9 protein-coding genes and 1 tRNA gene are annotated in these 12,784 nt (G+C 61.4%); 8 read left to right on the top strand and 2 right to left on the bottom strand.

Annotated elements, in window-relative coordinates; all coding sequences use genetic code 11:
• Positions 1 to 89 precede the first annotated feature (89 nt).
• The 7 genes from Q0P52_RS00005 (at position 90) to Q0P52_RS00035 (ending at position 8,345) form a co-directional block, all read left to right on the top strand.
• Positions 90 to 166, top strand: a tRNA-Met gene (locus Q0P52_RS00005).
• Between the two features lie 258 nt (positions 167 to 424).
• A complete protein-coding gene (locus Q0P52_RS00010) occupies positions 425 to 1,624 on the top strand; it encodes an ammonium transporter (RefSeq protein WP_293766282.1) in 1,200 nt (399 codons plus the stop codon).
• Between the two features lie 610 nt (positions 1,625 to 2,234).
• Positions 2,235 to 2,753, top strand: a complete 519-nt coding sequence (locus tag Q0P52_RS00015; protein ID WP_293766283.1) for a fimbrial protein — start codon at positions 2,235 to 2,237, stop codon at positions 2,751 to 2,753.
• An 82-nt stretch (positions 2,754 to 2,835) separates the two neighbouring features.
• Entirely contained in the window at positions 2,836 to 3,573 is a 738-nt protein-coding gene (locus Q0P52_RS00020; RefSeq protein ID WP_293766284.1) for a fimbria/pilus periplasmic chaperone, read from the top strand.
• On the top strand, positions 3,560 to 6,133 hold the full coding sequence (locus tag Q0P52_RS00025) for a fimbria/pilus outer membrane usher protein (protein WP_293766285.1): 2,574 nt from the start codon (positions 3,560 to 3,562) through the stop codon (positions 6,131 to 6,133). The genes Q0P52_RS00020 and Q0P52_RS00025 overlap by 14 nt, the downstream gene beginning before the upstream one ends.
• 56 nt (positions 6,134 to 6,189) lie before the next feature.
• A complete protein-coding gene (locus Q0P52_RS00030) occupies positions 6,190 to 7,398 on the top strand; it encodes a fimbrial protein (RefSeq protein ID WP_293766286.1) in 1,209 nt (402 codons plus the stop codon).
• A 254-nt stretch (positions 7,399 to 7,652) separates the two neighbouring features.
• Positions 7,653 to 8,345, top strand: coding sequence for a S4 domain-containing protein (locus Q0P52_RS00035; protein ID WP_293766287.1), 693 nt, complete (start codon positions 7,653 to 7,655; stop codon positions 8,343 to 8,345).
• 90 nt (positions 8,346 to 8,435) lie between these two features.
• Here Q0P52_RS00035 and Q0P52_RS00040 read toward each other — a convergent pair whose 3' ends face one another.
• Complete coding sequence (locus tag Q0P52_RS00040; protein WP_293766288.1) at positions 8,436 to 9,086, bottom strand: pyridoxamine 5'-phosphate oxidase family protein; 651 nt, start codon at positions 9,084 to 9,086, stop codon at positions 8,436 to 8,438.
• A 106-nt stretch (positions 9,087 to 9,192) separates the two neighbouring features.
• Here Q0P52_RS00040 and Q0P52_RS00045 point away from each other — a divergent pair, with 106 nt between their 5' ends.
• On the top strand, positions 9,193 to 9,717 hold the full coding sequence (locus Q0P52_RS00045; protein WP_293766289.1) for a GNAT family N-acetyltransferase: 525 nt from the start codon (positions 9,193 to 9,195) through the stop codon (positions 9,715 to 9,717).
• A gap of 99 nt (positions 9,718 to 9,816) precedes the next feature.
• Here the strand turns inward: Q0P52_RS00045 and Q0P52_RS00050 are convergent, their stop codons facing one another.
• Positions 9,817 to 12,756 (bottom strand): EAL domain-containing protein, encoded by a 2,940-nt coding sequence (locus Q0P52_RS00050; protein ID WP_293766290.1) that lies wholly within the window; start codon positions 12,754 to 12,756, stop codon positions 9,817 to 9,819.
• Positions 12,757 to 12,784 lie beyond the last annotated feature (28 nt).

A 12,784-nucleotide genomic window follows, 5' to 3' on the forward strand; every position in this document is an offset into this window, starting at 1 on the left:
GAGCGACGGAATCATAATCCGCAGGTCCGGGGTTCGAGTCCCTGATTCGCCACCACTCTCTTCAAGAAGTTTGACCTGTCAGGCTTCGCGGCGAATTAGCTCAGTCGGTTAGAGCGACGGAATCATAATCCGCAGGTCCGGGGTTCGAGTCCCTGATTCGCCACCAAACATCAAGGCCAGCTCAACGAGCTGGCCTTTTTGCTTTCCCACTTGCCCGCACCAAAAAAAACCGCAAAACGCCATCTTGGTGCACATGCCGCACCAGTATGGTTCACAACCGCCAGCCAAGCCATCCAACGGCAGTCGCCGCCGCATTCAATCCCGCTTTTAGTGCATATCTTCCTGTTCTTGGTGCGCAATGCCCTGTTCTGGCACTCCTATTGCTTATTGCAGTGCAAAACACACAATGCAACAGGGACGGAACATGCAGATCGCCACGCCATCAGACGTACTCTTTCTCCTGCTCGGAGCCATCATGATCCTGGCCATGCATGCCGGCTTCGCCTTTCTGGAGCTGGGCACGGTGCGCAAGAAAAACCAGGTCAACGCGCTAGTGAAAATCCTCACCGACTTCGCCGTCTCCGCCATCGCCTATTTCTTCGTCGGCTATACCGTCGCCTACGGCGTCACCTTCTTTCACGACGCCGGACACCTCGCCAGCCTCAACGGCTACGAGCTGGTGAAGTTTTTCTTCCTGCTTACCTTTGCCGCCGCCATTCCGGCCATCGTTTCCGGCGGCATCGCCGAACGCGCCCGTTTCCACCCGCAATCAGCCGCCACCTTCCTGCTGGTAGGGCTGGTCTACCCCTTCTTTGAGGGCGTGGCCTGGAACAACCACTTCGGCATCCAGGACGCGCTGACCCATGCCTTCGGCCAACCATTCCATGACTTTGCCGGCTCAGTGGTAGTCCATGCCGTCGGCGGCTGGATCGGCCTGGCAGCCGTGCTCCACCTCGGCCCCCGCCGTGGACGCTATACACGGGAAGGTCGCGTCTCGGCGCATCCGCCGTCATCCATCCCCTTCCTCGCGCTGGGCGCCTGGATCCTGATCGTCGGCTGGTTCGGCTTCAACGTAATGAGCGCCCAGCGCTTGGGCGCCATTTCCGGCCTGGTAGCGATGAACTCGCTGATGGCCATGGTGGGCGGCACCCTCAGCGCCATGGTGGCCGGCAAGAACGACCCCGGCTTCATCCATAACGGCCCGCTGGCCGGCCTGGTGGCGGTGTGCGCCGGCTCCGACATCATGCACCCGCTGGGCGCGCTGATGGTGGGCTTGATCGCCGGCGCGCTGTTTGTCTGGATGTTCACCCAGACGCAAAACCGCTGGAAAATCGACGATGTGCTGGGCGTGTGGCCCCTGCACGGCCTATGCGGTGCCTGGGGCGGTATCGCCGCCGGCCTGTTCGGCCAACAATGGCTGGGCGGCGTCGGCACCATCAGCCTTGCTTCGCAACTGATCGGCACGCTGGGCGGCGTACTGGTAGGGTTTGTCGGCGGCTATGTCGTCTATGGTGTCTTGCGCAAGCTGGTAGGCATTCGCCTGAGCGATGAAGAGGAATTCAACGGCGCGGACCTATCCATCCATCAGATCACCGCGACGCCGGACCGCGAAACCAACTGGTAGTCTCCCGCCATCGTTCCCCCACACACCCGGCCTCGCCCCGCCTTGGCCGGCGCTTCGCACGCACCGCCGGCCTCGCGGACATTACCCTTCGCAGCAGCTTAGCCCGCACCGCGTCTGGTTCCCTATCGCGCAGAGGTGCGTAACACGCCCCTCGCGAGTAAGGCCTGCTGCAGCCAGCAGCCCACATTCCCCATACCCCGCCCTGGGCAGCCCCCCAGCAAAGCCCCCTCCTCTTCAAAACCAATCCATCGCCAAGCGCTACCACCCACGTCGGTTTTCTTCGTTTCCTGACCTTTATTACGCGCACCACGCCTCGGCCGCGCACCTTCCAGGCCTTGGCAGCCCCCAGCACATCACAGTCAACTCAAACAGCATTAATTACAATTAATTAATGACATAAGCATTACCCTCCACGGACGCTGGCAAACACTTCAAACGCATTGGAATAAGTATTTTCCGACAACTGAAATGGCAATGATCTTAATGACTTACCCCGCCCTCAGCTTGGATCATTCACAGGCCGAAAAAAACCGTATTCATCCATCCCAGGCAACTGCCCAAAAGTACTTGTATCAGCAGGGAAGGTGAAAACTTAACCCCAAGGAAAATCATGAAAGCTCTGACCGCAATCGCCCTCGCTACTTTCGCCTTCTCCGCTCAAGCCATGGCTGCCGACGGCACCATTGACTTCGTCGGCAACGTTGTCGCCAATACCTGCGTGATTAACGCCGGTAGCCAAAACCTGACCGTCAACATGGGCAACGTGCCGGCCAACGCCCTGGCCACCGCAGGCCAGATGGCTGGTCAGACCCAGTTTGCGATCTCGCTGACGGGTTGTACCGGCTCCGCCACCAAGGTAGCCGCCAAGTTTGAGTCCGGTCAGGCAGATCTCACCACTGGCCATCTCAACCTGACCGCCGCCGCCGATGTCGCCCAGAACGTTCAGGTTGCCATCTTCGACAGCAGCAACGTTGAAAACAAGTTCGGCCAGCCGGTTCCGGCCAGCTCCTTCCAGACGCTGAGCAGCGGCAACGCAACGCTGAACTACAGCGCCTGGTACATCGCTACCGGCACCGCTACCACCGGTAGCGCCAACGCGCAAACCACCTACACCCTGTCTTACCAGTAAGCAGGCTCAGGGCCGCCGGCAGCTCCGGCGGCCCTGCCATGTGCGTCAGACATTCCGGTCAATCACCATCCCCGAAGCCCTCATGAAACCGCTCACCACGCTCTTCGCCACCGTTCTGCTCTGCGCAAGCTTGCTTGCCAGTCATGCGTCCGCGGCCGTCATGCTGTACGGCACCCGTTTCGTTTACAACGCAAGCGAGAAAGAGCAGCGCATCCGCTTGAGCCATGAAGGCAAGGGGCCGCTACTGGTGCAAGCCTGGCTGGACGACGGTACGGAAAAGCCGCTGACGCAACAGAAAGTGCCGTTTGCCATCACGCCGCCCATCTTCCGCATCAACGAAGGGCAAGGCCAAGTGCTGCGCGTGCGCTATACCGGCGAAGCCATGCCGCAAGACCGCGAGTCGGTGTACTACCTGAATGTGCTGGAAATTCCCCCCAAACCCGAAACCGACAGCAAAAACATGCTGCAGTTGGCGCTGCGCACCAGGGTCAAATTTTTCTTCCGCCCCGCTGCGCTGGCGGAAGCGCCCCAAGAGCTGGGCAAACAACTCAGCATGAGCGTGGAAAAAGCTGGCAACCGTTATGTGGTTCGCGTAGACAATCCCACGCCATACCATGCTTCGTTTCTTAATGCGCACGCAGTATCCGCCGGCAAGCGCATTGAACTAGTCTCCGATATGGTGCCGCCCTTCGCCAGCGCCACTTTCGATGCGGTCCCTGGTGCCACGCTCCCCGCCCGCATCGATCAGGTCGATTTCAGCCTGATCAACGATATCGGCGCCACCCTGAGCGACTCCAAGGTGCCTCATGCCCTGCCGTAATCATCATGGCAAGCAGACGGTGCCCTGCCTGTCCATACGCCCCACGGCCATTGCCCTGGCCGTGGCCGTTCTCCTGCAGGCCACACATGCGGTGGCGGCGGACGCGCCAGTCGAATTCAACGACGCTTTCATCCAGTCGCCCGACAAGGTCGACCTGTCGCGTTTTGCGCTCGACAACCCGGTGGAACCGGGCACCTATGCCGTCGACATCTACATCAATAAATTCCCGGTACTGTCGGACGACATCCGCTTTATCGCTCAGAAGGACGAACGCCAGGCACATGCCTGCTTCACCCTGGCAATGCTGGACAAGCTGGGCCTCAATCTGGCCAAGCTGAACCTCAAACAGCGCGCCCGTTTCGAGCAGGACGGCGCCTTGTGCCAAACACTGGAAAACCTATGGCCGGAAGCCTCCAGCAGCTTCGACACGTCCGTGCAACGACTTGACCTGCAAATCCCGCAAGCCCTGTTGCAAAGAAACCGGCGCGGTGCCACCAATCCCAGCCTGTGGGATCGAGGCGTTGCCGCTGTCTACGCCAATTACAATCTCAACAGCTATGAACAAAACGGTCAGTTCAGTCATTTCCTGAACCTGAACACCGGTGCCAATCTGGGCCGCTTCCAACTGCGCGCGGAAAGCAATTACACCCACAACAGCGGGCTGCCCGCACAATGGCGCACGGTCAGAACCTATTTGCAAACCAGTCTTACCGATATTCAAAGCAAGCTGGTGGCCGGCGAATCCTTCACCTCTGGCCGCTATTTCGACAGCCTCAGCTACACCGGACTCTCCCTCGCTTCGGAAGACCGCATGTCGCCCGACACCGAGCGCGATTACGCGCCAGTCATCCAGGGCATCGCACTGTCGCAGGCCAATGTACGAATTACCCAGGGCGACACGCTGCTGCTGGAAAGCGCGGTCCCGCCCGGCCCCTTCGAATTCAACGATCTCTACCCCACCGGCTACGGCGGCGACATCAAGGTCACCGTCACCGAGTCCAACGGCACCTCGCGCTCCTTCCTGGTGCCCTATGCGGCAGCGCCCAACATGCTGCGGCAAGGCATAAGCCGTTACAGCGCCACAATGGGCCGCCTGCGCGATAACGCGCTGCAAGACAAGCCTTTGTTTGCCGAACTCTCCTACAGCCGCGGGGTGTCCAACTTCGTTACCGCTTATGGCGGCGCACAGCTGGCCGGCCTGCATCAGGCCGTTATGGGCGGCGGTAGCATGAACACCACAGTCGGCGCTTTCGCGGCCGACTTGTCGCTGTCCCGGACCCGCCTAGACAACCAGCAGCGCTATCACGGCTGGAGCTTGCGACTCAGCCACAGCTATCGTTATCAGCCGACGCAGACCAGTATCTCTCTGGCCGCCTATCGCTATTCCTCACAGGGCTACCTCTCCTTGCGCGATGCGGCCCAACTGCAAACAATGGCCCATGACGGCAATGGCGATATCGGCGCCCTGTCACGTCAGAAAAGCCGCTTTGACCTCACCCTCGGTCAACAGGTTTTCAACAACAGCCAGCTGACACTCACCGGCTCCACGCAGGAGCAATGGGGTCAAACCGGCCGCGTCAACCAGCTGCAAGCAGGCTATAGCCATAGTTTCTCCGGCTGGAGCCTCTCCGGCAGCGCCACCCGTACCCTTAATGCGCAAAGCGGACGCCAAACCATGATCTACCTGGGCGTCACGGTGCAATTGGGCAAGGCCGGCAAACGGCCGCTTACCAGCACCAGCAGTCTGACAAGCGGCAGCGGTGCCACATCGCTGCAAACCAGCCTCAGCGGCGCGCTGGGCGAAGAAAACTCGGCCTCCTACGGTATTTACGCCGGCCATGACGGCCAGAACCGGCAAAACAGTCTCGGCGTCAGCGGCTCGGCGCAGACCGGTTTCGGCACGGTGCAGGCCTCAGCCTCGCGCAGCGGCGACAACAACCAGCTGTCCTTCGGCATCAGCGGCAGCATTGTCGGTCACGCCGGCGGCATTACGCTGGGACAAAGCGTGGGCGAATCCTTCGCCATCATCGAAGCGCCCAACGCCTCCGGCGCCAAGGTGCTCAATGCCGGCAACACCCGCGTTGACAGCCGCGGCTATGCCATTGCCCCCTATCTGTCCTCCTACCGGCGCAACGAGGTCTCGCTTTCCCCCGAAGGCCTGCCCTCCAGCGTCGAGCTCAGACAAACCAGCCAGATCGTCACGCCCTATGACGGGGCATCGGTCAAACTGCGCTTCAACACGCAGGTTGGCCGAAGCGCGCTCATCGACCTTACCCAGCCAGACGGCCAGGCATTGCCGGCCGGCACGGACATCCTCAACGATCAGGGCGACAGCGTGGGCGTTGTCGGACAGGGTGGACGGTCATGGGTAAGAGTGGCGGCAGACAAGGGCAGCCTGACTGCGCGCTGGGGCAATGGCCCGAAACAGAACTGCAGCTTCGATTACAGCCTGCCACCCTCCGCTTCCGCAGACGATGTGCCCTTGTTGCAGCTGGTTTGCAAACCGGGAAGCGGGCTGGGGCAAGCCATGTCGCTCAGCAAGGTGCGTCCCCGCGGTTGAATCCACACCAGCGGAGCCGGTTTGCGCCGACTCCGCGCAACACAACAGTCAACACCATGCGTATCCCACTCATATATCACTCTCGTTGCATCGCAAGCGTCGTATTGGGCCTGTCAGCCGTGCTCAGCGCCAATACGGTCTCTGCCGCACAAGCAAATTGCGACCATATATGGAAAGACACCACCAATATCGTGTCTTTTCCTGCCAGTATTGCGGTTCCTTACGGCGCCAGCAACGGCGCCATATTCCAGACTGCAGTCTGGCAAGCACCTGCAGCCAGCGGTCTGAACGACGGCAATAAACCGATCCTGATCTGTTCAACTCCTGGCGATATCGTGTTCCGCTTCAAAGCAGACGCCACCGACCCCAACGAACGCAATGCGGCACTCTATCCCTATTTTCTCAACACCTCATCAGCGGCGGTAAACGTCAAGTTCACTTATGGTAAGGGCACGGCACATGAAACCATCATGTCCATTCCGCAAAGCAAGGGCAGTTTCGCGATAACCCTGCCAAACGCCATTCCGAGCACAAACGAGAAGGGAGAACCACTGGATGGCAGTGCCAGCCTCCCCTTACGCGACGGCGCGCGTAATACATATACGGTAACGCTCAACAAACTGCGAGCCATCACACCGATGACCATTACTGCGGAATTACAGAAGAATGCTGATGCAGGATCCAGCGTGAGTATTGGGGGCTTTAACCGCGTCTCCTGGTTCCTGGAGTATGATGGCGCCACGTTAACGGGTCCTTGGTCAGGCCCGTGGTCTACCCGCTTAGGCTACTTCCAGCTCAACCCCTTGCAAGTCACCACATCCCCTTGCTACCCCCCGGTACTGCCTTCCCAAGTAGATCTGGGAAACCTGCCGCTGAAAAATTTCCCGAGCAACGGTACCCGATACTCGTCCATCCCCGTTCCGTTCCAAGTCTCGCTGACATGTCCCGGCATGGGTAGCACCGGAGGCGTTTACTTTGGATTTCAGCCGGACATCACCTATCCCGGACAAACAGATCTGCTGGCGGGGCAAACATCGCAAGATAGCGCTGCTGGCGTAGCGGTTGAGTTATTAAAAGCGGACGGCGTTACTCGTCAGCCTTTATTGCGTGCAAATGACCTGACCACTAACTGGGTAAAGTCGGATATCTCCGCCAGTAAAAAAACAACCACGCTCCAGCTTTACGCCAGGGTGCGGCAAATGGAGAACATTGTGCAACCAGGTTCGATTACAGCCCGGGCAACTCTATTGATAAATTTCAAGTAAAAACCAGCGCCATCATAATAAAGCAATCGCAAAAACAAGATCGGCGCAAAGAGAGGTTTACCAAACACCGGAGAAATATAAAGATGCCATATTCGACAAAGAGGAAAATCAAAAAAACACGCTGGGAGTGATGTCCTCCAGCGCCAGCGTGTTGCTCAATCACAAATAATACGCTGCGACCACACTCCCCCAGTTTGCGCTCCCGCGTCCTTGAGATGATAATCCTGCTCCCATTCCCGCGCTCAGGAGCCGCCATGACCGATCAATCCATTCGCCTGTCCAAACGCATGGCGGAGCTGGGCATGTGCTCGCGCAGCGAGGCGGATCGCCTTATCGAACAAGGGCTGGTGAAGGTGGACGGAGTGGTCGTACAAGCCTTGGGCAGTCGCGTCATGCCGGATCAGCAGGTGGAACTGGCCGGCGCGCTGGAAAGGTTGGCCGAAAGCTCGGTCAGCTTGCTGCTGTACCGGGCAGATGGCGCGGCTGCCGATTTTGCCGCCCTCTGCCGCGCCGACAATCAAAGCGCCGGCGATGCGTCGGAAATGCACTGGCGCCCACGTCCGTGGCACAAATTGCAGGCGGCCGGCGCGCTGGGCGACGGCGAGTGCGGCCTGATTGCGCTGACGCAGGATCGCACGCAAACAAAACGCCTGGCCGATTGCGAAGCCGAGTATCTGGTGCAGGTAGCGTCCGCCCCGCCCCTGGCGCAGTTGCAGGCGGATTTTGCCGCGGCAAAACTCCCGCGCGGCGCGAAGATCTCCCGCCAGAGCGACCGGCAGGTTCGTCTGGTATTGCCAGCCCAGTTGCGCGGTCTCAGCGCAGCCGAGCTTTGTCGCCAAGCCGGCCTGCTGCCTCTGTCGGTGCGTTGCAGCCGCATCGGCCGCCTGGCTACTGGCGATCTGAAGCCTGACAACTGGCGTTACTTGCTGCCGGTGGAGCGTTTTTAAATCACCGCCGGCAAACCACCATGCGTAAAACAAAACCGCCCTTGAGGGCGGTTTTGTTTTATCCAGCCGCATGCCGGCGCAAATCGAGGCTTACACGGCCAGTCCCGCGATCAAGGCAGCCGCCATGTCTTGCTCGCTTCGCCCTTCCGGCCACCAGAAGCGGCTCCGTCCCGGCGCACCGGCAGTCACATAGTCGGCGCCCCAGGCATCCAAACCCAGTACCGTAACCTCCTGCGGAATCTTGCCGGCCATTTCGGCCAACAAGGCGTTTTCCCGCTCAGCCTCCATGGGCGGCAGCGCAGCCAGCTCAGCGCCTTCGACCCAGCCCATGCGCCCCACCCCGCCAATGTAACGCGCGCGCAGCGGATTGAGCCGCATCACGATGAAATCCAGCTGCAACAGGTCCGGTGCAGCCGGCAAATAACGGCTGAGCCGCGCCGTTTCGGCCTGAGTCAGCGCCACCTGCTCCGCATCCGCCAGCAGGGTCAAACGCGCATGGGCCTGCACATCCTCCACGCCGGGCTCCGCCACCGACAGGCTGCAGCGGGCATCCGCCAGCAAGTTGCGCGTGTGTTCGGCCAACAGGCTGACCAGCAACAAGGGGCGGTGTCGCTCATCCAGCGCGTACGGCAATACCGTGGCATAAGGGTAACCGGGAGTTTGTGTGGAATGCGTGGCCAGCGTGGCGCTGCCTGCCTGGTGCAAGAGTTCGACGACGGAACGGACTGCGATTTTCACCATTACTCTCCCGCGCAACCCGGACTGGGCTGCTGGATGAAAGAATGCCGGACTTGGCATACGGCAGGCCCGACCATTAGCATGGCATTTTACGCTTGCCGGCCCACCCATGACAGCCACGATCAGACACGCCGCCCTGGAAGATGCCCAGGCCATTGCCGATTTGCTGAATCTTGCCTACCGGCCGCCACCGGGCCGGGAAGGCTGGACCCATGAGTCGCACCTTGTCGCCGGGCAACGCGCCAGCGCGGAGCAGGTGAAGAGCGCGTTGCAACAAACAGGCAGCATCATGGCGTTGAAGGTGACAGCCGACGGCCATCTGCTCGCTTGCCTGCATCTGCAAGGCGACAAGGAGAGTGCCAGCATCGGCATGTTTGCGGTGGACACCGCGGCGCAGGGTCAAGGCCTGGGGCGAGAGATGCTGGCGTGGGCTGAACGGGAAGCGCAAGCGCGTTGGTCCTGTCGCAAAACGTGCATGAGCGTCGTGGCGCAGCGCCCGGAGCTGATCGCCTATTACGCGCGACGCGGCTATCTGCCCACCGGCGAAACCGCGGCTTTTCCCTGGGAGGCGTCGGTCGGCTCGCCGCTTGGCACGGCGCTCAGTCTCTGTCTGCTGGAAAAAACGCTGACCTGACGGCCGACTGTTCTGGCCTTGACCCGAGGGTGGCGGCCATGCGCGCGGCCTTTCGGCAAACCTGCCCAAGCGGGCTTGCCATCGGCCGCAACGCTGCTGCTATCGGGCCAGGACGAAAGTATTGCTCGCCCGCAGCACGTCCAACTCCTCCGCCGACATTGGTTTGGCGAACCAATAGCCCTGCATCAACTGGCAGCCCATTTTCAACAGCGCTTCCAGTTGTTCCTGCGTTTCCACGCCTTCGGCCACCACTTCCATGCCCAGATCGCGCGCCAATGACAAGGTGGCGCGCACTACCGCTTCATCGCCGTCGTGCCCCGGCAGCTTTTGCACAAAGGCGCGGTCTATCTTCAGGCGATCGATGGGATAACGCTGCAAACGCGCCAGCGAGGAGTGACCCGTGCCAAAATCATCCACGGCAAAGCGGCACCCCATCTCTTTCAAGGACTGGAAGCGCTGCAGGCTCTCTTCGCTGTCGTTCATCACCGCACTCTCGGTCAACTCCAGCTCCAGACCACCCGGCGGCACTTGGTAAAGCGTCAGCAGATGCCGCACATGACCGGCCAGGTCGCTGCGTTCCATTTGCAACAGCGACAGGTTGACCGACACCGGCAAGGGCTGGCCGCGCCTCGCCCAGGCTTCATATTGCAAGCAGGCCAGATTCAACACTTGCTTACCCAAAGGCACAATCAGCCCGGTACGCTCCGCCAGCTCGATGAAATCGCCCGGCATCATCAGACCGCGCTGCGGGTGACGCCAGCGCACCAGCGCCTCGCAACCGACGATGCGACCGTTTTGCGCATCCACCTGGGGTTGGAAATGCAGGAAGAACTGGCTGATATCATCCTGTAGCGCGCGTCGCAGATCGCGCTCCAGCGTCAAGCGCTCCACGGCCTGCTCGTTCATCCTGGCCGCGAAATAGCGCAGGGTATCGCGTCCGGCAGCCTTGGCGGCGTACATGGCCAGATCAGCGTGGCGCAACAACTGCTCCGCGTCGCGCCCGTCGTCCGGATACAGCGCCACCCCGATACTGGCGGTAGTGCGCAACTCGTGCTGATCCACCATCACCGGCCGGTGGAACAGGGCCAGCAAACGGTGCCCCAGCGACTCAATCTGCTCCCGGGCCGAGTACGGCAGCAAGACGACAAATTCGTCGCCGCCCAGCCGCGCCAGAGTGGCGCCCGGCGGCACCGGCCGCCGCAAGCGGCCGGCCACGCTGATCAGCAACTGGTCGCCCACCGAGTGGCCCAGGCTGTCGTTGACGTTCTTGAATTCGTCCAGATCCAGAAACAGCACGGCCAGCTTCTGCTCGCGCCGCGCGGCCTCCTCCATGGCTTGCGCGGCCAGAGTCAACCAGCAGGCGCGATTGGGCAGCCCCGTCAGGCTGTCGTGCATGGCCAGATAATTGACGCTGGCCTCCGCCTTGCGGGTAGCGTCCAGTTGCTCTTTCAACTGGCGATTAGCCTCGGCCAACTCGCCAGTGCGCTCGCCGACGATGTTTTCCACCCGCCGCGTATGCCCGGTCATGATGAGCATGAAACCACCGAACACCCCGCACATGACCACCCCGACGATGAAGGTGATCCACTCCAGCCAACTGCGCAAACCGTGGATATAAACGCTGCTGGCGCGCAAGCGCAGCTGCCAGTGCCTGCCGGCAAACTCCAACGGTGCCTCCAGCCCGGGCCGGCCGCTCAGCCAACCAGGCTGCCCGCAATGCACGGGGCCGGACAGGCGACGCAACCCCGGCGCGCCGTCGCGATCCACCAGACACACCTCGATATCGGCCCGCGCCTGATTCTGCAAGGCGGATTGCATCAGGTCGTCCATGCGGAACACACTGGCGATCACGCCGCGCAGGGCGCGCTCACGGCCTTCCGAAGCGGCGGCGAACACCGGCAAATATACCGCCACGCCTTTTTGCTGTGCGGTTTCCTGCACCAGATGAATGGCCGGGCTGGCCATTGGCGCGCCTGCGGCGATGCTCGCCCGCACGGTGGCGGCCAGGCTGGGCACCGAGCCCAGATCCAGCCCCAGCGCACGCGCATTGTTTTCCAGGGGTTCGATGAAACGGATGGCCAGATACGTGCGCCGCAAGGGCGAGAGTTGCATCCTGCCCTTGGCATCGCTGTCCATCAGCCGGCGGCCATCCGGCAGCCCGGCCTCAAAGCGCTGGCGCTCATGCTGCTCCACCACCTGCGCCCAGCCCAGGCTCTGGGTGCCGGGAAAGCGCGCCAGCCATGGCGCGGCATACCGCCGCCATTGCTCAACGCCGCCAGCCGGCGATACGCCTTGCAGTTGCTGCAGCGCCTGCACGGCATCCAGCTGCATTTCCAGCCGCTTGCGCAGCAAGTGTTCGATCTGGCCCGCGTCGCGATTGAATTGCGCCTGCACCCTATCGTTTTCCCAACGATGGATCAGCACGCACAGCCCGCTCATGGTCAGCAGCATCAGCAACATCGGCAACACCAGTGCTTTGCGCCGCCGGCGCCACTCAGCACGGGGTTTGCCGAAGAGAGCCAGCATCAGGGGCAGCATCAGGATGCAACCCATGCTGTCGCCCAGCCACCAGGTCCAGCCATTGAACAGACCTTCGCCAACCGGAATGATGCCGCGCAACGCCAGCAGCGAGACACTGATGCCGGACCCTATCAGGCAGCTGAGTGGAATCACCAGCGCCATCATGATCAGCACTGGCCTCGGCGCATCCATCTGGTTGGGCCAGCCAGCCCACCGCCTGGCCAGCCATGTGCCCGCCAGCGCCTGCAGCGTGGCGGACAGCGGCACCAGCATCAGCACGAACGGATCCGGTTGGCTACCCACCGCGTGCAGATTGGCCATCACCTGCATGCCCAGCGAGCCCAGCAGCACGCCCGGCCACAGGCTGCGCCCCCACAGCAACAGCGCAGTCAGCGCCAGGCCAGCGGGAATGAACAAGGGAACGGTATAGCCCGGCGGAATCGCCACATAAAGGGAAAGCGCGCCGATGGCGGCATATAGGGCCGCCAACTGCAAAATGGCGATCGGGCGGGATGACAACGGCTTAAGTCCTGATTGAGTAAAGCGA

The sequence above is a fragment of the uncultured Aquitalea sp. genome, from assembly GCF_945957525.1.
GTDB lineage: Bacteria > Pseudomonadota > Gammaproteobacteria > Burkholderiales > Chromobacteriaceae > Aquitalea.